Annotated in this window: 18 protein-coding genes; 13 read left to right on the top strand and 5 right to left on the bottom strand. The window is 60.6% G+C overall.

Features of this window, described 5'->3' with window-relative positions:
• Nucleotides 1-583 precede the first annotated feature (583 nt).
• The 4 genes from ASD50_RS06200 to ASD50_RS06185 all read left to right on the top strand — a co-directional run bounded on the left by ASD50_RS06200 (nt 584) and on the right by ASD50_RS06185 (nt 4387).
• Nucleotides 584-1948: an NAD(P)-dependent oxidoreductase gene (locus ASD50_RS06200; protein ID WP_056237516.1), complete on the top strand. Its 1365-nt coding sequence runs from the start codon at nt 584-586 to the stop codon at nt 1946-1948.
• A gap of 2 nt (nt 1949-1950) precedes the next feature.
• Nucleotides 1951-3264 carry an NAD-dependent dihydropyrimidine dehydrogenase subunit PreA gene (gene preA, locus ASD50_RS06195; protein ID WP_056237631.1) on the top strand — a complete coding sequence of 438 codons (1314 nt, stop codon included), beginning with the start codon at nt 1951-1953 and terminating at the stop codon, nt 3262-3264.
• A 134-nt stretch (nt 3265-3398) separates the two neighbouring features.
• Nucleotides 3399-3917: an RrF2 family transcriptional regulator gene (locus tag ASD50_RS06190; protein ID WP_056237512.1), complete on the top strand. Its 519-nt coding sequence runs from the start codon at nt 3399-3401 to the stop codon at nt 3915-3917.
• A gap of 11 nt (nt 3918-3928) precedes the next feature.
• Nucleotides 3929-4387: a carboxymuconolactone decarboxylase family protein gene (locus ASD50_RS06185; RefSeq protein ID WP_056237508.1), complete on the top strand. Its 459-nt coding sequence runs from the start codon at nt 3929-3931 to the stop codon at nt 4385-4387.
• Between the two features lie 19 nt (nt 4388-4406).
• On the opposite strand, the gene ASD50_RS06180 is transcribed toward ASD50_RS06185, so the two are convergent.
• Entirely contained in the window at nt 4407-5036 is a 630-nt protein-coding gene (locus ASD50_RS06180) for a TetR family transcriptional regulator C-terminal domain-containing protein (RefSeq protein WP_056237505.1), read from the bottom strand.
• Between the two features lie 240 nt (nt 5037-5276).
• Here ASD50_RS06180 and ASD50_RS06175 point away from each other — a divergent pair, with 240 nt between their 5' ends.
• The 8 genes from ASD50_RS06175 (at nt 5277) to ASD50_RS06140 (ending at nt 14365) form a co-directional block, all read left to right on the top strand.
• The gene (locus ASD50_RS06175; protein WP_056237502.1) at nt 5277-6605 is read left to right on the top strand and encodes an aspartate aminotransferase family protein; all 1329 of its coding nucleotides are present in this window, start codon (nt 5277-5279) and stop codon (nt 6603-6605) included.
• Between the two features lie 67 nt (nt 6606-6672).
• A complete protein-coding gene (locus ASD50_RS06170) occupies nt 6673-7935 on the top strand; it encodes a Zn-dependent hydrolase (RefSeq protein WP_056237501.1) in 1263 nt (420 codons plus the stop codon).
• A 14-nt stretch (nt 7936-7949) separates the two neighbouring features.
• Nucleotides 7950-8834 (top strand): hypothetical protein, encoded by an 885-nt coding sequence (locus tag ASD50_RS06165; RefSeq protein WP_200952382.1) that lies wholly within the window; start codon nt 7950-7952, stop codon nt 8832-8834.
• A gap of 79 nt (nt 8835-8913) precedes the next feature.
• Nucleotides 8914-10365 (top strand): dihydropyrimidinase, encoded by a 1452-nt coding sequence (gene hydA / locus ASD50_RS06160; RefSeq protein WP_056237497.1) that lies wholly within the window; start codon nt 8914-8916, stop codon nt 10363-10365.
• A gap of 174 nt (nt 10366-10539) precedes the next feature.
• The gene (locus ASD50_RS06155; protein ID WP_056237628.1) at nt 10540-11331 is read left to right on the top strand and encodes an ABC transporter ATP-binding protein; all 792 of its coding nucleotides are present in this window, start codon (nt 10540-10542) and stop codon (nt 11329-11331) included.
• A gap of 5 nt (nt 11332-11336) precedes the next feature.
• Entirely contained in the window at nt 11337-12215 is an 879-nt protein-coding gene (locus ASD50_RS06150; protein WP_056237494.1) for an ABC transporter permease, read from the top strand.
• A complete protein-coding gene (locus ASD50_RS06145) occupies nt 12212-13342 on the top strand; it encodes an ABC transporter permease (RefSeq protein ID WP_056237491.1) in 1131 nt (376 codons plus the stop codon). Before ASD50_RS06150 ends, ASD50_RS06145 begins: the two co-directional genes overlap by 4 nt.
• 51 nt (nt 13343-13393) lie before the next feature.
• Nucleotides 13394-14365, top strand: a complete 972-nt coding sequence (locus ASD50_RS06140; protein WP_056237488.1) for an ABC transporter substrate-binding protein — start codon at nt 13394-13396, stop codon at nt 14363-14365.
• Between the two features lie 1300 nt (nt 14366-15665).
• Here ASD50_RS06140 and ASD50_RS06135 read toward each other — a convergent pair.
• Nucleotides 15666-16124, bottom strand: a complete 459-nt coding sequence (locus ASD50_RS06135) for an Lrp/AsnC family transcriptional regulator (RefSeq protein WP_056237484.1) — start codon at nt 16122-16124, stop codon at nt 15666-15668.
• 117 nt (nt 16125-16241) lie between these two features.
• Here ASD50_RS06135 and ASD50_RS06130 point away from each other — a divergent pair, with 117 nt between their 5' ends.
• On the top strand, nt 16242-17525 hold the full coding sequence (locus tag ASD50_RS06130; protein WP_056237480.1) for a cystathionine gamma-synthase family protein: 1284 nt from the start codon (nt 16242-16244) through the stop codon (nt 17523-17525).
• Nucleotides 17526-17602: 77 nt separating this feature from the next.
• On the opposite strand, the gene ASD50_RS06125 is transcribed toward ASD50_RS06130, so the two are convergent.
• From ASD50_RS06125 to ASD50_RS06115, 3 genes are all read right to left on the bottom strand, one after another.
• On the bottom strand, nt 17603-19252 hold the full coding sequence (locus ASD50_RS06125; protein WP_056237477.1) for a thiamine pyrophosphate-binding protein: 1650 nt from the start codon (nt 19250-19252) through the stop codon (nt 17603-17605).
• Nucleotides 19249-20421, bottom strand: coding sequence for a CaiB/BaiF CoA transferase family protein (locus tag ASD50_RS06120; protein ID WP_056237473.1), 1173 nt, complete (start codon nt 20419-20421; stop codon nt 19249-19251). The genes ASD50_RS06125 and ASD50_RS06120 overlap by 4 nt, the downstream gene beginning before the upstream one ends.
• 93 nt (nt 20422-20514) lie before the next feature.
• Complete coding sequence (locus ASD50_RS06115) at nt 20515-21444, bottom strand: alpha/beta fold hydrolase (RefSeq protein ID WP_056237470.1); 930 nt, start codon at nt 21442-21444, stop codon at nt 20515-20517.
• Nucleotides 21445-21448: the final 4 nt, after the last annotated feature.

Here is a 21448-nt window from a genome sequence, read left to right as displayed (position 1 = left end):
TATCTATCTAAACGAGCGACCGAACGGCCGCCCGTCCTCCCGACCTCAATCGAGGTCAGTTCTTTGACAATGGCCAGGGCCGAAAGGCAGCGTGGCGATGAATAGACATACCCATCTCTTCGTCATCCTAAGGCGGAGCAGGCCGAAGGCCGTTGCGGAGACCCTAGGATCCATGCCGTGACTAAACGGTAGCGCGCAAAGGGCGCAGAAGAAGGCTCCCCATTCTGGACTGCCCCACATCCTCAATCCTCACGGCATGGATCCCCGGGTCGCGCCTATCGCTGCGCTCGGGCTTGCCGGAGGATGACGAGGGGAAAGGAACCTCTCACGCTGCGAAGATGCCCACGTACCGTGTCATCCTGGAAGCGAGCCGAGCGAAGCGAAGACGATGCTTTTCGAGTTCTGTTCCGCGGACTGCCAGGGCAGGGTGGGAGCGATTCAGAATGCCTATTCAAGCTCAAACCTGACAAAAATAATCATGTTTTTGCCAAGCCTTTTCAATGACTTGGCTTGAAAATTGACCAATTGATAAAAAATCAGGATGTGCTAGCATTTCCACAACGATAACAAAGGGGAATGTGGAATGGCGACAGGTCATTTCAAGGACGGCATTGCCGGCAATCGGCTTGCTCCTGAAACCTATGCGGACAATTTTTCGGATTTGCATCCGCCGCTCGATCACCATGAGGCGCTGGTCGAAGCCGACCGCTGCTACTTCTGCTACGACGCGCCTTGCATGACGGCGTGCCCGACATCGATCGATATCCCGATGTTCATCCGGCAGATCGCAACCGGCAATCCGCTGGGGTCGGCCAAGACGATCTTCGACCAGAACATCCTGGGCGGCATGTGCGCCCGCGTTTGCCCGACCGAGACGCTGTGCGAGGAAGCCTGCGTGCGTGAGGCAGCAGAGGGCAAGCCGGTGCAGATCGGGCGTTTGCAACGCTACTCGACCGACGTTGCGATGGAAGAGGAGAAGCAGTTCTACAAGCGCGCGGCCTCGACCGGCAAACGGGTGGCCGTGATCGGCGCCGGTCCGGCCGGTCTTGCTGCCGCCCACCGTCTTGCCCGCTATGGGCACGACGTCACCGTTTTCGAAGCCAAGCCGAAATCGGGCGGGCTCAATGAATATGGCATCGCGGCCTACAAGAGTACCGATGACTTTGCTCAGGCGGAAGTGGACTACGTGACCGCCATCGGCGGCATCGATATCCGCAACGACATGGCGCTCGGCCGTGACATTCAGCTTTCGGACCTCGTCCAGTCCTACGATGCCGTTTTTCTCGGCATGGGGCTCGGCGGCATCAATGCGCTGAAGGCCGATGGCGAGGATGCCAAGGGCGTCGAGAACGCCGTCGAGTTCATCTCGGTGCTGCGCCAGACCGGCGATCTCGCCAAGCTGCCCATTGGCCGCCGCGTCGTCGTCATTGGCGGCGGCATGACGGCGATCGACGCCGGCGTGCAGTCGAAGCTGCTCGGCGCCGAAGATGTCACCATCTGCTACCGGCGCGGCAAGGAAGACATGAATGCGTCCGGCTTCGAGCAGGATCTTGCCGCAGCCAACGGTGTCACCATTCGCCACTGGCTCCAGCCCAAGCGCGTGATTTCGCACAACGGCAAGGTCACCGCCATCGAACTCGAATACACCGCCATGAAGGACGGCAAGCTTTCCGGAACCGGCGAGCTCCTCACGCTTCCGGCCGACCAGGTTTTCAAGGCGATCGGCCAGACCTTCGTTTCCTCAGCCCTGAACGGCAGTGGCGCATCGATTGAACTGGAGAACGGCCGCATCAAGGTGGACGCCGAAGGACACACGTCGATGGCCAAGGTGTGGGCAGGCGGCGACTGCATCCGCGGCGGCGAGGACCTGACGGTGACCTCCGTCGCCCAGGGTCGCGACGCAGCCGAAAGCATCCATCGCGCATTCACCTCGAACGGGAGGGCATGATCATGGCGGACATCCGTAACAATTTCATCGGCATCAAGTCGCCCAATCCCTTCTGGCTGGCGTCGGCTCCGCCGACCGACAAGGCTTACAATGTCGAGCGCGCCTTCAAGGCAGGGTGGGGCGGTGTTGTCTGGAAGACGCTCGGCGAGGAAGGCCCGCCGGTCGTCAACGTCAACGGTCCCCGCTATGGCGCGATCTGGGGCGCCGACCGTCGCCTGCTCGGTCTCAACAACATCGAACTGATCACCGATCGCGACCTTCAGACCAACCTGCGCGAGATGAAGCAGGTCAAGATGAACTGGCCGGACCGGGCGCTGATCGCTTCGATCATGGTGCCCTGCGTTGAGGAAAGCTGGAAGGCGATCCTGCCGCTGGTCGAGGAAACCCGCGCTGACGGCATCGAGCTTAACTTCGGCTGTCCGCACGGCATGTCCGAGCGCGGCATGGGCGCTGCCGTGGGCCAGGTGCCGGAATATATCGAGATGGTGGTGCGCTGGTGCAAGCAATATACGCGCATGCCCGTCATCACTAAGCTGACGCCCAATGTCACTGACGTCCGCAAGCCGGCAAGGGCGGCGAAGGCCGGCGGCACCGACGCCGTCTCGCTGATCAACACGGTCAACTCGATCACGTCGGTCAATCTCGACACGTTCTCGCCGGAACCGTCCATCGACGGCAAGGGCTCGCATGGCGGCTATTGCGGCCCGGCAGTCAAGCCGATGGCGCTGCATATGGTTGCGGAAATCGCCCGCGACGGCGAAACGCGCGGCCTGCCGATTTCGGGCATCGGCGGAGTCACCACATGGCGCGATGCAGCCGAGTTCATGGCGCTCGGTGCCGGCAACGTCCAGGTTTGCACGGCGGCGATGACCTATGGCTTCAAGATCGTGCAGGAAATGATCGCCGGTCTTGAGAACTGGATGGACGAAAAAGGCCATCGCAGCCTCGACGATATCGTCGGGCGCGCGACGCCGAACGTGACCGACTGGCAGTATCTCAACCTGAACTATATCGCCAAGGCGCATATCGACCAGGAAGCCTGCATCAAGTGCGGCCGCTGCCACATCGCCTGCGAGGACACGTCGCACCAGGCCATCACGTCGCTCGTTGACGGCGTGCGGCACTTTGAAGTGATGGAAGACGAGTGCGTCGGCTGCAACCTGTGCGTCAATGTCTGCCCGGTCGAGGGTTGCATCACCATGGTGCCGCTTGAGGCAGATGTTCTCGACCAGCGGACCGGCAAAACCGTTTCACCCAACTACGCCAACTGGACGACGCATCCGAACAACCCGATGGCCAAGGTGGCCGCGGAATAGGCTCCTCCCGAAGCAGACGAAACCGCCGCGTAGCGTATCGGCGGTTTCGTCTGCGAGGAGGAGTTTTCTTTTAACGGTATTGAAGATAAAAATTATCCACGATATATTTAATCCATGAATAGAGAACCGATTGCATGAAACTGGGCGAAGGCGTCGAAGCTGCGATCCACTGCGCCGCAATGCTCGCCGGGGTGGAGGGAAATGCCACCCTGGCCGGTTCGGCAATGGCCGAGGCGTTCGGGGTGTCTTCGAGCTATTTGCTCAAGCACCTCAATGCCTTGACGAATGCGGGCGTGCTGGAATCGCTGCCCGGTCCTGCTGGCGGCTATCGTCTGGCCCGTCCGGCGGAACGCATCTCGCTACTGGATATCGTGCTGGCGGTGGAGGGGCCGCAACCCGCTTTTCGCTGCGGCGAAATCCGCCAGCGCGGACCGGTCAAGCTGCCGGCCTCGGCCTATGCCAAACCGTGCGGCATCAATGTTGCCATGCTGAGGGCCGAAAAGGCCTACCGCGCCGCGCTGGCTGCCGAGAAGCTCTCCGATATTGTGGCCGGTTTCCGGAACGATGCAGATCCGCGCTCGGTTGCTGCCAGTTGCGCCTTCGTGGCGCGCAATCAGCGCCCGCAGAAATCAATCCTCCCAAGTAGCAAGTGAAAGGAAAGACGATGAAACAGCGGCTCCAGTTCTTCGCCAAGGCGCCAAAACTCATGGAGCAGGTCAGGGCGCTCAATCAGGCCGTCGAGGAAAGCGGTCTGGAAAAGAGCCTGCTCCACCTCATCAAGCTTCGCGCCTCGCAGATCAACGGATGCTCGTTCTGCGTCGACATGCACAGCCGCGAGGCGCGCGAGGATGGCGAGACCGAGCAACGCCTCTATCTCGTTGCGGCATGGAAGGAATCGCCGCTTTTCTCCGAGCGCGAGCGCACCGCATTTTCCTGGACTGAAGCCGTTACCAATATCTCGCAAGGCGGCGTGTCCGATGCGCTCTACGAACAGGCGCTGAAGCATTTTTCGGAAGAGGAGCTGACAAAGCTCACTGTTGCGGTCGGCATGATCAATGTGTGGAACCGGCTATGCGTCAGTTTCCACGCGTTGCATCCGGTCAAGGAAGCAAAGGCTGCCTGAAAAAGAATGCGCAGTTTGATCAGGTTGCGGGCTTCAATCCGTTGATGATCAGTTGTTCCAGGAAGCGGGCGGCGTCCTCGAAACGGCCATCGCCGCCCCGGTCTGGACCAAGGACCGCCCGCACCTGCACGTCGAAATCGGCATAGTGCTGGGTTGTCGCCCAGATCGCGAAGATCAAGTGATAGGGATCGGCCTTGGCGATCTTGCCGGCATGCATCCACCCGGTGATGACCGTAGCCTTCTCGTCGACAAGGTTTTTCAGTTCGCCTTCCAGCATCGGCATGATGCGCGGCGCACCCTGCAGGATCTCGTTGGCGAAAAGCCGGCTTTGCCGCGGATAGTCGCGCGCCATCTCAAGTTTACGACGAATGTAGCTCTTGAGTTCGGTGATCGGGTCGCCGACATCGTCAAGCTCGCGCAACGGGGCCAGCCAGGTATCGAGCAGGCGTTGCATCAGGGTTTCGTGGATGTCTTCCTTGCGGCGGAAATAGTAGAGCAGGTTCGGCTTCGACATGCCCGCCGCTTCGGCGATCTGGTCGATGGTGGAGCCACGGAAACCGTTCGCCGAGAACACGTCGAGCGCTGCTTCCAGGATAAGCTCGCGCTTTTCCTGCTGGATGCGGGTGCGTCGTGGAACGGGCGCTTCCATTGCTATGCTCACTTCAATCAAGCCAAGGCTTTGGCTCAAATCTGGACCAATAGTCTGGACCAGTTTTTACCGGCCTGTGGAGCGCGCTTTCAAGGGCGCATTTCAGCTACTAATAACTTGACCGCCCATGCGGCGGTGCTAACGTTTGTCCAATCGGTCAAAAAATTGCGTAGCACGGATTTATGCGAAGGACCAAGCGTTGGCCGCAACGAAACAAGAAACCAAAGGGATAGCTTGGTCATGTCTAACCGGCTCAAGGTAACGCCGAACGATCTTAGTGCATTCTGGATGCCTTTTACGGCAAACAGGCAGTTCAAGCAGACGCCACGAATGTTGGTCGCTGCCAAGGATATGCACTACACCTCGAGCGACGGTCGCAAGATCATGGACGGCACCGCCGGCCTCTGGTGCGTGAACGCCGGCCACTGCCGTCCCAAGATCACCGAAGCGATCCAGAGTCAGGCTGCCGAGCTTGATTACGCGCCGGCTTTCCAGATGGGCCATCCAATCGTGTTCGAACTGGCAAACCGGCTGGTCGACATTGCACCCAAAGGTATGGACCATGTGTTTTTCACCAATTCCGGGTCGGAATCGGTTGAGACAGCGCTCAAGATGGCCATTGCCTATCATCGCGTTAAGGGTGAGGGCGCGCGCACCAGGCTGATTGGTCGCGAACGCGGCTATCACGGCGTCAATTTCGGTGGCATCTCTGTCGGTGGCATCGTGTCGAACCGCAAGATGTTCGGAACACTGCTTACCGGCGTTGATCACATGCCGCACACGCATTTCCCGGACAAGAACGCATTCTCGCGCGGCGTTCCCGAACATGGCGCGGATGTCGCCAATGAACTGGAACGCATCGTTGCGCTGCATGATGCCTCGACCATAGCGGCCGTTATTGTCGAGCCGGTAGCGGGTTCCACCGGAGTTATTCTCCCGCCGAAGGGCTACCTGCAAAAGCTTCGCGACATCTGCACCAAGCACGGCATCCTGTTGATCTTCGATGAGGTCATTACAGGTTTCGGGCGTCTCGGCACTCCGTTTGCTGCCGACTACTTCGGTGTTGTTCCTGATATCATGACCACTGCGAAAGGCGTGTCCAACGGCGTCATTCCGATGGGCGCGGTATTCGTGAAGAAGGAAATCCATGATGCCTTCATGAATGGACCTGAACACCTGATCGAATTCATGCACGGCTACACCTATTCGGGCAATCCGATTGCATCGGCTGCCGCCCTTGCAACCCTCGACACCTACAAGGAAGAGGGCCTGCTGACGCGTGGCGAAGAACTGGCGCCTCACTGGGAAGATGCGCTGCATTCGCTGAAGGGCGAGCCCCATGTCATCGATATCCGCAATATCGGTCTCGTGGGTGCGATCGAACTTGAGCCGATTGCTGGCCAGCCGACAAAACGAGCATTCTCGGCTTTCCTCAAGGCGTTCGAGCGCGGCCTTTTGATACGCACGACCGGCGACATCATCGCGCTGTCGCCACCGCTTATCATCACCAAGGGCCAGATCAACGAATTGGTGGATCACGTCCGCGAAGTTCTTCGCGCGGGCGACTAAATAAAAACTGCGCAACAGGTGGCGATGGAGCCGCCGCCTGTTGTGAAATTGAATGAGAGGGAATTGCATGTCCGCACCGGGCGAGAATCTGCGTATCAATGCCGAAAGGCTGTGGGATTCGCTGATGGAAATGGCGAAGATCGGCCCAGGCGTTGCCGGCGGCAACAATCGCCAGACGCTGACGGACTCGGACAAGGAAGGGCGTGACCTCTTCAAATCGTGGTGCGACGCTGCGGGGCTGACCATGGCTGTCGACAAGATGGGCACCATGTTCATGACGCGTCCCGGCACCGATCCCAACGCGTTGCCGGTTTACGTCGGCTCGCATCTCGATACCCAGCCGACCGGCGGCAAGTATGATGGCGTGCTTGGCGTTCTTGCCGGACTGGAATTGGTGCGCAGCCTCAACGACCTTGGCATCAAGACCAAACATCCGATTGTTGTCACCAACTGGACCAATGAGGAAGGTGCACGTTTTGCCCCGGCCATGTTGGCTTCAGGTGTTTTTGCCGGCGTGCATTCACTTGATTACGCTTATGGACGCAAGGATCTCGAAGGAAAGAGCTTCGGCGACGAATTGAACCGCATCGGGTGGGTCGGCGAGGAGGAAGTGGGCGCGCGCAAAATGCACGCCTATTTCGAATATCACATCGAGCAGGGGCCGATCCTTGAAGCTGAGACCAAGCAGATTGGGGTGGTCACACATTGCCAGGGGCTTTGGTGGCTGGAGTTCTCGCTGACAGGCAAGGAAGCCCATACGGGTTCGACGCCCATGACCATGCGCGTCAACGCCGGCCTGGCGATGGCCCGCATCTTTGAAATGGTGCAGAAGGTGGCGATGGATGCGCAGCCGGGTGCAGTTGGTGGCGTTGGTCAGGTCAAGTTCTCTCCCAACTCGCGCAATGTGCTGCCAGGCACGGTAATATTTACGGTCGATATTCGCTCACCCGATCAGGCCAAACTAGATGGCATGCGCGCTCGTATCGAGAAAGAAGCTGCCGAAATCTGTGCTGCGCTGGGTGTCAAATGCTCGGTCGAGGCGGTGGGCCACTTCGACCCCATAACCTTTGATCCGACCCTGGTCGGGAGGGTGCGCAAGGCTGCCGAGAATCTTGGCTATTCGCATATGAACCTGATCTCCGGTGCAGGACATGATGCTTGTTGGGCGGCGAAGGTCGCGCCTGCGACCATGGTTATGTGCCCTTGCGTTGACGGTTTGTCACATAACGAGGCTGAAGACATTTCAAAGGAATGGGCCGCTGCCGGTTGTGACGTGCTCTTTCATGCGGTCGTGGAAACGGCCGAAATCGTATCGGATGGAACGGAGTGAGTTGAGAGCGCTCAATGGATGTCGATGCGCTACTGCAAAGCGTAATCCGGTTTTCCAATTTCATGACGTCGAGACTGATTGTCTCCGGCGTGGTGTTCTACGTGGCTGCGGGCTTCACCCCGATAGGCAGCACATCGGCAGGATTCCTGCCAGATGTCGAACTGGTCAACCAGGTGGTGCAGAACTACCAGACAATTTTCGACGTGTTGGGCGTTTCGGACTTTGCGCTTCTTTTGATCCTGTTCATGTTCCTGACCACGATCCACATCATCTATGTCGTGTTCAGACGCATCGGGGAATATTTGCCGCCGGCAATACTTCCACTCCCCGGTTGGACGGCAACGGACGACGTTACGCTAAGCGCGTTCGACATCCTCAGGGACGCTCGTGGAGAAGAGCACACCGAGGAGGAGAACCAGCGGCTCTACGAATTCAAGAAGAAGCTGAAAGAGATAGAAGAGGGTATCGAGGAGAAATATCGGGCCGAACTGGAAGGTGTGAACGCAGCCTTCTCCATATCCAAGGCTTTTATTCTCTTCTCGGCGGCGGCTTGGGCCTATGCGATGATTTCGGGGGAGTATTCCGGCGATACAAATTTCCTGCTGCTGATCCTCGGCCTTGCTCTGCTGACTGCGCTTTACACAACTTTCGCGATTTTCCGGGCCAATCATTTCCGCATCGCCAATCTGCGCGAGGATATTATCGTACAGTTTCTGGGCTTTGCGAGAATCTGGCTTACGGAGGACTATCAGGAGCAAATCGCAAAGGCGTGTACGCCCTCGCGCAATCTTCGTTCAGCGCATTTCGCCGTGGTTGTTCCAGTCTACGGAACGCTCGACGTATTGATAGAGGACATGCGCCAGTGGCGCAGCCGGCGCCAGCGGAGGATCGCGAACTGAGCTGACAGCGCAGCGACGCCAAAAACCGTACGGTACGAAACCGACAAAGAACAATACGGAAATACGGGGAATAAGAACAATGTCAAAAGTCATCAAGAACGGCACCATCGTCACCGCCGACCGGACTTACAAAGCCGACGTGTTGATACAGCACGACAAGATCATCGGCATCGGGCCGGACCTGCATGCCGATCATGAGTTCGACGCCACCGGCTGCTATGTCATGCCGGGCGGCATCGATCCGCACACCCACCTCGAAATGCCTTTCATGGGCACCTATTCGGCCGACGATTTCGAGAGCGGCACGCGTGCGGCTCTTGCCGGCGGAACAACCATGGTGGTGGATTTCTGCCTGCCTGCGCCACAGCAGTCGCTGCTTGAAGCCTTGCAGATGTGGGACAACAAGACTTCCAAGGCTGCTTGCGACTACTCGTTTCACATGGCGATCACTTGGTGGAGCAAGCAGGTGTTCGAGGAAATGGCGACAGTGGTCGATCGCGGTATCACCTCGTTCAAGCACTTCATGGCCTACAAGGGCGCGCTGATGGTGGACGACGACGAGATGTATGCGTCGTTCCAGCGGTGCGCCGGTCTCGGCGCATTGCCGCTCGTTCATGCCGAAAACGGCGACGTGGTGGCGGCCCTTTCACAAAAGCTGCTTGCCGAAGGCAATAACGGACCGGAGGGTCACGCTTATTCGCGTCCGCCCGAGGTCGAGGGCGAGGCAACCAACCGCGCCATCATGATCGCCGACATGGCCGGTGTGCCGCTCTATGTCGTGCATGTATCTTGCGAGCAGAGCCACGAGGCGATCCGCCGCGCGCGCCAGAAAGGTATGCGCGTTTTCGGCGAGCCTTTGATCCAACATCTTACGCTCGATGAGACCGAGTACTTCGACAAGGATTGGGATCACGCGGCGCGTCGGGTGATGAGCCCGCCGTTCCGTAACAAGCTGCATCAGGACTCGCTCTGGGCAGGACTCCAGGCAGGCTCGCTGCAGGTTGTGGCCACCGACCATTGCTCGTTCACCACCAAGCAAAAGCGCTTCGGTGTTGGTGATTTCACCAAGATCCCGAACGGCACGGGCGGCCTTGAGGATCGCATGCCGGTTCTCTGGACAAAGGGCGTGAACACTGGGCGGCTGACAATGAACGAGTTCGTTGCCGTGACATCCACCAACATCGCCAAGATCCTCAATATGTACCCAAAGAAGGGTGCCATCGTGGACGGTGCCGATGCGGACATCGTGGTGTGGGATCCCAAGCGCAAGAAGACGATTTCGGCTGGCAGCCAGCAGTCGGTGATCGACTACAACGTGTTCGAAGGCATGGAGGTGACAGGCCTGCCGCGCTTCGTCTTCTCACGCGGCGAACTGACCATCCAGGAAGCGGAGGTCAAGGCCCATCCGGGGCATGGTGAATTCGTTGCACGCGAACCCTATGCGGCGGTCAACCGGGCGCTATCGACCTGGAAGGAAATCTCTGCGCCGCGCAAGGTGGAGCGCACCGGCATCCCGGCGACAGGGGTTTGATTTGCACCTATTGTATCTTTTGGCAGCGGTCGTCATTGTCTTGGCGTCCGCGCCGACGCCCGCATTATTTGCGACAAATGCCCGAAAGATTATGAGGAGCCGAGAAGACCGTGACGTTCTGGGAGGAGCAATTACATGTCGATAATGATCCCGGAACCCAAACAGGTAGCCGGCATGTCTGAGGTAAAAAATCCCGTTATCGAGGCAAGGAAGCTTGGGCTGACCTTCCAGACCAATGACGGGCCGGTACAAGCGCTGGCCAATGTCGATCTGACCATCGGCAAGGGCGAGTTCGTCTCTTTCATCGGCCCGTCGGGTTGCGGCAAGACAACGTTGCTGCGGGTCATCGCGGACCTGGAAAAACCGACGTCGGGCAGCATGCTGGTCAATGGCATGACCGCCGAAAAGGCACGTGAGGCCAGGGCCTATGGCTATGTCTTCCAGGCGGCGGCGTTGTTTCCATGGCGCACAATCTCCGGCAACGTCGCCTTGCCGCTGGAGATCATGGGGGTTTCCAAGGCCGAGCAGGCCGAGCGCATCAAGCGTACGCTCGATCTGGTCAACCTATCGGGATTTGAGAAGAAGTATCCTTGGCAGCTTTCGGGCGGCATGCAGCAGCGTGCCTCGATTGCGCGCGCGCTTGCCTTCGACGCCGATCTGTTGCTGATGGATGAACCCTTCGGGGCACTCGACGAGATCGTGCGCGACCACCTCAATGAGCAGTTGCTCGAACTGTGGGCGCGTACCGAAAAGACCATCTGCTTCGTGACCCACTCGATTCCGGAAGCCGTCTATCTGTCGACGCGGATTGTCGTGATGTCACCACGCCCGGGGCGGGTGACGGATGTCATCGAATCGACCCTGCCGAAGGAACGGCCGCTCGATATTCGCGAGACACCGGAGTTTCTGGCGATTGCCGCCAGGGTGCGCGACGGCCTGCGCGCCGGCCATTCCTACGAGGATTGAGCAGGATGGATCGTCTTCGCGACAAGATCGTCCCGGTCACCACGTTGTTGGTCATTCTGGTGGTGGCCTGGTACGCATTTGCGGTGTTGCTCAACAGCCCGTTCCAGCGTGACCTCGACAGGCGCGCCGGCGAGACGCCCGGTACGGTCGAGTTCATCGGCAAGACCCTGACGCAGACCAAACCAACCTTGCCGTCGCCGGACCAGGTGGCGACGAACTTTTTCGAAAACACTTTCCTGCGCAAGATCACCAGCAATCGTAGCCTCATCTATCACTCCTGGGTGACGCTCTCCTCGACCTTGCTCGGTTTTGCGTTCGGCACGGTGTTGGGAATCGTCATCGCGGTAGGCATCGTCCATGTGACGACGCTCGATCGCAGCCTGATGCCGTGGATCATCGCCTCGCAAACCATCCCCATCCTTGCGGTCGCGCCAATGATCATTGTCGTGCTTGCTGCTGTCGGCATAACGGGGCTCATTCCCAAGGCCTTGATATCGACCTACCTGTCGTTCTTTCCGGTTGCGGTGGGAATGGTGAAAGGGCTGCGTTCGCCCGAACTCATGCATCTCGACCTGATGCATACCTACAATGCCAGTCGCTCGCAGACGTTCTGGAAATTGCGGATGCCAGCCTCGGTACCGTTCCTGTTCACGTCGATGAAGGTTGCCGTGGCTGCGAGCCTTGTCGGTGCTATTGTCGGCGAACTGCCGACCGGCGCTGTCGCCGGTATTGGCGCCAAGCTGCTTGCCGCAGCCTACTACAGCCAATCGATCGACATGTGGTCTGCTCTGGTGGCGGGCTCCGTCGTCGCCGCACTTCTGGTGGTGGCGGTCGGCATCGTCGGGCGCTTCGTCGAGCGGTCCATGGGCGGGAGGCCGGCATGAGCCGCTTGAAGCCGTCATGGCAAGCCGTGCTTGCAATCTTGTTCTGTCTCGCCGCAATCGCGTCGGGATCGATCGCGGCGGCGGACCCGGCGGGCGTTTATCCCTACGAAGCGACCAAAGGCCTGATCCTCGCATTGATCGCCGGTGCGGCCCTGGTTTCCATGTTCCGCATCCCGGCGATGCTGGAGGTACTGGTTCTTTTCATCGGAGCCCACGTGGCCGCATGGCTGCTGATCCGGGGAATTGCCGGCGTGGAGGGGACTGCAAGGGCTCCATTCTACCTGCTTATCGCCGCTGCGTGGCTGCTCGCATGGCGCTGCGTCGCCGTCCTGTCGTCCATTCGTACCGGGTCGAAACAGGTTTCCACGGCACTGCGGCTGATCGTGCCGACCATTTTCGGCGCCTGGATACTGATCATATGGGAAGCCGTGACGCGCGGAGCCGGCATTCCCTTCATCCTGTTGCCGCCGCCGAGTTCAATCGGCGTGCGCATCGTCAACTCGCTGCCAATCCTTGCCGCGGACGTCAACCAGACGATCTTCAAGGCCGTGCTTTTCGGCTACCTGATAGGCTGCGGCACGGGCTTCCTCGTCGCCATCCTTGCGGACCGCGTGCCGTTCATGCGGCGCGGCCTGTTGCCGATCGGAAACATGGTATCGGCGCTGCCGATCATCGGCATCGCGCCGATCATGGTGATGTGGTTCGGGTTCGACTGGCAGTCCAAGGCGGCGGTGGTCATCATCATGACCTTCTTCCCGATGCTGGTGAACACCGTGACGGGGCTTGCGGCTTCCGGCCATATGGAGCGTGACCTCATGCGCACCTATGCGTCCGACTATTGGCAAACGCTGTTCAAGCTGAGGCTGCCGGCGGCGGCGCCGTTCATCTTCAATGCGCTGAAGATCAATTCCACGCTGGCGCTGATCGGGGCTATCGTGGCTGAGTTCTTCGGCACTCCCGTGGTCGGCATGGGCTTCCGCATCTCCACCGAAGTCGGCAGGATGAACATCGACATGGTGTGGGCCGAGATCGCAGTTGCAGCACTTGCAGGTTCGATTTTCTATGGAGTGGTCGCTCTCATCGAGAGAGCCGCCACGTTCTGGCATCCGTCTGTCCGAGGTGGATAGACGCGGTAGTGGGTGATAAGCTTCGAAAACTTAACTCCAGAGGGTAAAAACATGAAAAGACTTATACTTCCTGTGTTGGCCGGCGCTTTCTCGTTGGCTGCGTTCCAAGCCATGGCTGCCGACAAGGTGACGCTGCAGCTGAAGTGGGTAACGCAGGCCCAGTTCGCGGGCTACTACGTGGCGAAGGACAAGGGCTTCTACGAAGCTGAAGGCCTCGACGTCGACATCAAGCCGGGCGGCCCGGACATTGCGCCCGAACAGGTGATCGCCGGCGGTGGCGCCGACGTCATCGTCGACTGGATGGGCGGCGCGCTGGCTGCTCGCGAAAAGGGCGTCGGGCTGGTCAACATCGCGCAGCCTTTCAAGAAGGCCGGCATGGAGCTGGTGTGCCCGAAGGACGGCCCGATCAAGACGGAAGCCGATTTCAAGGGCCATACGCTCGGCGTCTGGTTCTTCGGCAACGAATATCCGTTCTATGCCTGGATGAACAAGCTCGGCTATTCGACGGAAGGCGGCCCGGACGGTGTGACCGTCCTGAAGCAGAGCTTCGACGTGCAGCCGCTGATCCAGAAGCAGGCGGACTGCATCTCGGTCATGACCTACAATGAGTATGGCCAGGTGCTCGACGCGGGCTACAAGCCGGAAGACCTCATCGTCTTCAACTATACGGCCATGGGCAACGACCTGCTCGAAGACGGTCTCTACGCGCTGGAAGACAAGCTCAAGGACCCCGCTTTCGAGGACAAGATGGTGCGTTTCGTCCGCGCCTCGATGAAGGGCTGGAAATACGCCACCGAAAACGTCGACGAAGCAGCAGGCATCGTCGTCGAAAATGGCGGGCAGGACGAGAACCACCAGAAGTTCATGATGGGCGAGGTGGCCAAGCTTATCGACAACGCCGACGGCAAGCTCATTCCGGAAGCTTATGAGCGTACGGCCAAGGCGCTGCTCGACCAGAAAATCATCTCCAAGGCTCCTGAGGGCGCTTATACTACGGCCATCACCGACAAGGCCGTGCAGTAAGCGACCGGCTGGCTGACTTGATTTGGAAAGGGGCGGGAAACCGCCCCTTTCTACATGGATGCGCAGGAGTTGTGGGACGGATTGCTCCCCGTTGGGCCGGCCACCGCTTTTCTGTTCTTCATCCCGAATAGCATCGCCATCGCTTTGCTTGGCTCGCTTCCGGGATGACGCGGTGGGGATGGCTCGCTTCTTCTCGTGGGAGGTTCTTCTTCTTTCGTCATCCTCGGGCAAGCCTGAGCGTAGCGAAAGGCGCGACCCGATGATCCATGCCGTGAGGGTCACGTTGTAAGGAGCGGCTCAGGATGAGGAGCCTTAATTTGCACCCTTTCCACGCTGCCGCGCTGTAACGGCATGGATCCCAGGGTCTTCGCGACGGCCTTCGGCCTGCTCCGCCCTAGGATGACGAAGAGATGGTTGTGCTTGTTCATCACCACGCCCGGCAAATGCCGTCTGGCCATTGTCAAAGAACTGACCTTTGCCTTTGAAGCACAGGTCGGGAGGACGGGCGGCCGTTCGGTCGCTCGTTTAGGTAAAGTATGCGGCCTTGCGGCCGCCCGTCCGGTGTCTGTCATCCAGTCGACCGGTCCCAAGATCGTCCGATGGGCTCACCCTGTCGCGACGATCAGACGAAATGCGTCTCCTGCCTCTTTCCTTTGTCATGGAAAGCCCGCCGCAGGACGCCGGCCTGTCGGATGCCCTCGGGTCCATTGGGCCGAACCAATGGGGGGAGGTCACCGCCGCCCCAACCGTTGCCCGGTGCGCAGCCGGTTCCCGCAAGAGCGATGGGGCGGATTATGGGAGAGGCGGGGATGGGGGTGGACAAGGGAGGTGAAAAATTTTTGTGAAAGCGAAAGGGTTCAAGGAGTTGGGCGGAGAGTGGTCCACGTTTCGTCCACATCTGGCGTGCTTGTCGCTGCCCCTCACCCTTACCCTCTCCCCGTAAACAGGGAGAGGGGGCGTCAGCGTTTGCGCCAAGCACCCCTCATCCGACCTCGCTACGCTCAGCCACCTTCTCCCACAAGGGGCGAAGGTAAGACTTTCGCAGCCGCTTCTGCCAATCTCAAATGTTTGCGATTGGAATTGAGGAATGCGCGAGCGTCCCCTTCGCCCCTTGTGGGAGAAGGTGGCTGAGCGTAGCGAGGTCGGATGAGGGGTGAGCGCAGCCGGTTCTGTACCGTTGATGCGCGTCCTCGATGTCACGGCATGGATCCCGGAGATTTCATTCTCGCTCCGCTCGAAGCGAATTTCGGGATGACGAAGCGGAGGGCGCGCGCTCCTGCTCACGCGGCGAAGCGGCTGCTTACCCGCGACGTTCCTTGATGGTGCTCATGACAAGGCTGGTTTCGATCGAAGCGACGCATTTCAGGCGGGCGATCTTCTGCTTGATGAAACGCTCGTAGTCGCCAAGGTCCGAGGCGGCGACCTTCAGCATGTAGTCGCGCGAGCCGGTGACCAGATGGCATTCCAGCACCTCGTCCCACCCTTGCACGGCCTGTTCGAACATGACGATTTCGTCCTCGTTCTGCTGGCTCAAGCGAATGGTGGCAATCGCCATCATGGTCCAGCCGAACGCTGCCGGGTCGACCAGCGCCGTATAGCCGCGGATAACGCCGGTTTCCTCAAGCCGCCGCACGCGGCGCAGGCAAGGTGACGGCGACAGGCCTATGCGCTCGGCCAATTCGTTGTTTGGCAGGCGCGCATCCGCCTGAAGTTCGCGGAGAATTTTCTGGTCGAACTCGTCGGCAATTTTCTGCTGCATGCTCTGCACCGTATGAGGCTGGATTGCGTGCAGACGTCCATAATGGCCATGAAATAGCAAGGACCCATCCATCGCGATCAGCTAAATTGTGCTGGCAATCTCATATCGAGGAACATCATGACCGCGCCAAAACCTTCCAGGACCCATATCGGCAACCACAAGCTCCACCCCGAAACGCTGATGCTGGGCTATGGCTTCGATCCGCTGCTTTCGGAAGGTGCGGTCAAGCCGCCCGTGTTCCTGACTTCCACTTTCATTTTCAAATCGGCCGAAGAAGGGCGCGATTTCTTCGACTACACTTCCGGCCGCAAGGAGCCACCGAAGGGGACTGCGGCGGGGCTCGTCTATTCGCGCTTCAATCATCCCAACAGCGAGATCGTCGAGGACCGCCTGGCGGTCTACGAAAACACCGAATCCTGCATCCTGTTTTCCTCCGGCATGTCGGCGATTGCGACGGCAATCCTTGCCTATGCCCGGCCCGGCGACGTGGTCCTGCATTCGCAACCGCTTTATGGCGGCACGGAGACGCTGCTGGCCCGCACCCTGGCCGGGTTTGGCATCGGCGCGGTGGGCTTCTCCGACGGGGTCGATGCTGGCGCGGTTCGCAAGGCCGCGGACGAGGTAGCCGCCAAGGGCAAGGTTTCGATCATACTGGTGGAGACGCCGTCCAACCCGATCAACAGCGTCATCGACCTCGCCTTAATGAAGGCGGTTGCCGACGAACTTGGCGTGAAGCAAGGGCATCGGCCGGTGGTGATGTGCGACAACACGCTGCTTGGCCCGGTGTTCCAGCGGCCGATCGAACTCGGGGCCGACATCTCGCTCTATTCGTTGACCAAGTATGTCGGCGGCCATTCCGACCTGATTGCAGGTGCGGTGATGGGCTCGAAAGCGGTGACCAAGCCGATCAAGGCACTGCGCGGCGCAATCGGGACGCAACTCGATCCGCATTCCTGCTGGATGCTGGGACGCTCGCTGGAGACGCTTTCGATCCGCATGGAGAAGGCCAACGCGAACGGGCGTGTTGTCGCCGAATTCCTGCGCGATCACGCCAAGGTGGCGAAGGTGCACTACCTGCCGTTCCTCGACAAGAATTCGCCCGAGGGCAAGGTTTTCGCGACGCAGTGCAGCGGCGCTGGCTCGACCTTCTCGTTCGACATACGCGGCGGTGAGAAGGCGGCGTTCACCTTCCTCAACTCGCTTCAGGTGTTCAAGCTTGCGGTCAGTCTCGGCGGCACGGAATCGCTCGCCAGCCATCCGGCTGCGATGACGCATTCGGGCGTGCCGATCGAGGTGCGCCAGCGCATCGGCGTGCTGGATACGACGATCCGCCTGTCAATTGGCGTCGAGCATCCCGACGATCTGGTCGCGGACCTCGCCCAGGCGCTGTCCGCCGCCTGAGCAGGGTCTCCGGCAGTTCGATCGAGCATCGGAACAGTCCGAAAACCGGATTCCGCTTTCCGGTCCGATGCTCCAGTTCAACGCTTGTCGCGGATGTCCGAGAGCGTCCGCGACGGCGTGATCGCCTCCGGGTCGAGCTTGATCTCGATCAGGGCCGGCTTGCCGGCAGCGCGGGCGCGCTCGAAGGCCGGAATGAAGTCGGCCGTCTTTTCGACGGTCTCGCCGTGTCCGCCATAGGCGCGCGCAAGGGCGGCGAAATCCGGATTGTGGAGCGAGGTGCCCGAGACGCGGCCGGGATATTCCCGCTCCTGATGCATGCGGATGGTGCCGTAGATGCCGTTGTTGACCACGATGACGATGATCGGGAGATTGTACTGGACGGCGGTGGCAAACTCCTGGCCGTTCATCATGAAGCAGCCGTCGCCGGCGAAGGCTACGACCGTGCGGTTGGGATAGAGCGCCTTGGCGGCAACGGCGGCGGGCGTGCCGTAGCCCATCGAGCCGGAGGTGGGCGCGCCTTGCGTGCCGTAGCGGCGGAACTTGTAGAAGCGGTGGACCCAGGTGGCATAGTTGCCGGCGCCGTTGGTCAGGATGGCGTCTTCCGGCAAGGTCTCGTTGAGATAGGCGACGATCGGCCCCATCTGGACCGCGCCGGGGCCGGTTTGCGGCGGTGTCGACCAGCTCAGGTAGTTGGCGTGAAGCTGTTTCGTCTGCTCGGCCCACGCTGGTGCGGCCTTCGGCTTGCGGCTTGCGAAAGCCTGGGCAAATGCAGCGGGCGAGGCGTTGATGGCGAGCGTGGACCGATAGACGCGGCCAAGTTCGCTGGTGTCGGGATGAATGTGGACAAGCTGCTGGTCCGGATACGGGCTCTTGAGCAGCGTGTAGTCGGATGACGGCATCTCGCCGAAACGCCCGCCGACGAGCAGGACGAGATCGGAGCCCTTGATGTAGTCGCCGAGCTTCGGGTTGATGCCGATGCCGACATCGCCGGCATAGTTCTGGTCAAGGTGGTCGAACAGCATCTGGCGACGGAACTCGACGCCGACCGGCAGCGACCAGTTGCGGGCGATCTCTTTCATGTCTGCTGTCGCCTGCTCGCCCCAGCGGGTGCCGCCGAGAATGGCGACAGGGCGCTTTGCCTTGGCAAGCAGGGTCTCAAGCTGGGCAAGTTCGGCTTCGCCGGGCCGGGTCTCGACCGGAGCCGAAGGCAGGGCGGCCGGCGCTTCGACCAAACTGGTCAGCATGTCTTCCGGAAGCGCGATGACGACCGGGCCGGGACGGCCGGACGTTGCCACTGAAAAGGCGCGGGTGAGGATTTCGGGGATGCGGGCGGCGTCCTCGATTTCGGTTGCCCATTTGGCGATGGGGCCGAAGAAGGCGCGGTAGTCGACTTCCTGGAAGGCTTCGCGCTCGCGGGCCTTCTGGGCGATCTGGCCGATGAACAGGATCATCGGGATGGAATCCTGGCGGGCGATGTGGATGCCGGGCGAGGCGTTGGTGGCGCCGGGCCCACGGGTGACGAAGCAGATACCCGGTTGACCGGTGAGGCGGCCGTGGCAGTCGGCCATCATCGCGGCGCCGCCTTCCTGGCGGCAGACGACGGTTTCGATTTTCGAATCGTGGAGCGCATCGAGGACGGCGAGGTAGGATTCGCCCGGCACGCAGAACACGCGGTTGACGCCATTGGCTTCCAGCGCGTCGACGATGAGTTGTCCGCCGGTCTTCATGATTTCGTCTGCTCCAGTTCGGCAAGGATTTCGCCGGTGTGCTCGCCGAGCCGGGGCGAGGGGCGATTGTAGGTGAGCGGCGTCTGCGACAGCACGATGGGCGCGCGCACTGAGGGCAGGGCGTTGCCGTGGCCGTCATCGAGGTCGAGGCGCATGCCGCGCGCGATGACCTGCGGATCGGCGAAGGTCTGGCCGATATCGTTGATGGGGCTGGCCGGGACATGCGCTTTCTCGAGCGCGGCGAGGACGTCCTCGCGGTTGCGGTCGGCAAGGGCTTGGACCATGTGATCGTGCAGGGCGACGCGGTTGGCGACGCGGGCCGAATTGGTGGCGAAGGCCGGGTCGTCGGCCAGTTCGTCGCGGCCGATGATGGCGCAGAATTTGCGGAACTGGTTGTCGTTGCCGGTGGCGAGGATGAAGTGGCCGTCCTTGACCGGCAGGACCTCGTATGGCGCGATGTTGGGATGCGCATTGCCCATGCGGGTCGGCGGGGTGCCGGAGACGAGATAGTTCAGGTTCTGGTTGGCCAGCACCGAGATCTGGGCATCGAACAGGGCCATGTCGACGTGCTGGCCCTGGCCGGTCGCCTCGGCATGGCGAAGTGCGGCCTGGATGGCGATGACGGAATAGAGGCCGGTGAAGATGTCGGTGACGGCGACGCCGACCTTCTGCGGCTCGCCATCGGCTGCGCCGGTGATCGACATCAGGCCGGACATGCCCTGCACGATGAAGTCATAGCCGGCGCGGGGGGCATAAGGGCCATCCTGGCCGAAGCCGGTGATGGAGCAATAGACAAGGCTCGGATTCACGGCCTTCAGGCTCTCATAGTCGAGGCCGTATTTCTTGAGGCCGCCGAGCTTGAAGTTTTCGATGAGGACATCGGCGCCGGCGGCGAGGTTGCGAATGGTTTCGGCGCCTTCGGGGGTCGAGAAATCGACGACGATGGAGCGCTTGCCGCGGTTGCAGGAGTGATAGTAGGCGGCTGACAGGTTTTCCCCATCCTTGCCGGTTACGAAGGGCGGGCCCCATTTGCGGGTGTCGTCGCCGTCGGGGCTTTCCACCTTGATGACGTCGGCGCCGAGGTCGGCCAGCAACTGCCCGGCCCACGGACCGGCGAGGATGCGTGCAAGTTCGATTACGCGGACGCCTTTGAGCGGAGCTTCGGTCATGGATATCTGCGCCGTTGATCGAGAGGATAGACGTGCTCTACCAACCCGTTGCTGCGATGTCACGGACCTTACGCTGGGCCAGAAGCGGAGGCGCTATTTCAGGATGCCGTCCAGCCATGCGGCGAAGTCGGCCATGACCTGGTCGCGGTTGATCTCGTTCAAGCTTTCGTGGCGGGTTTGCGGATAAATCGTTGAAACGAGATTCGAAAAGCCCATCCGCCGCATCCGGCTGGCGAGATGCTCGACCGCCGTGCCGCCGTCGGTCGCCGGATCCTTCTCGCCACCGACGAGATTGAACGGCAGGGTATTGCGCACGGCGGCAAAGTTGGCGTCGTCTGCTCCATTAAAGATGAAGCCGAACAGGTCGCGCCACAGCGACACGGACGCTGGCCAGCCGCAGAGCGGGTCGGCGACGTATTTGTCGACTTCGGCTGGATCGCGCGACAGCCAGTCGAATGGCGTGCGGTGGCCGGCGATCTTGCGGCCCCACGCGCCGAATGTCAGGCGAGGCAAAAGCTGCGAGGGGACATCCGAGCCGAGCCGGAAACGCTCCCAGGCGAGGATGGCGAGCGCAAGGCGGTCGGGCAGGCCGGCGGTGAAATTGGCATTCCAGACGGCGGCGGCATGGATGCGGCTGGAGTGCCGGAGCACGAAGTTCAGCGCGATGAGGCCGCCCATCGAATGACCGAAGGCGATGACGGGCAGGTTCGGGTGGTCTGCCGCGATGAGGTCATGGACGGCGGTGACGTCGGCCAGAACCTTGTCGCCGCCGTTCTCGCTGCCGAAGCGGCCTTGCGGGGCGTCGGGGGCACGGGTGAAGCCGTGGCCGCGATGGTCATGGGCGAAGACATGGCAGCCGCGCATGCTGAGAAAATCGGCGAAGCGGGCATAGCGGGCGGCATGTTCGGCAAGGCCGTGGTTGATCTGGACGACGGCGCGAGGCTTTCCCTTGGCACGCTTCACGTAAAGATTAAGCGCCGCACCGGTTGGCGAAGCCAAAGTGGTTTGTTCGTCGAACGGCATTTTG

The sequence above is a fragment of the Mesorhizobium sp. Root552 genome (genome assembly GCF_001427285.1).
GTDB lineage: Bacteria > Pseudomonadota > Alphaproteobacteria > Rhizobiales > Rhizobiaceae > Mesorhizobium.
The sequence above is the reverse complement of the archived record's forward strand: the minus strand, read 5'-3'. Positions and strand labels throughout refer to the sequence as shown.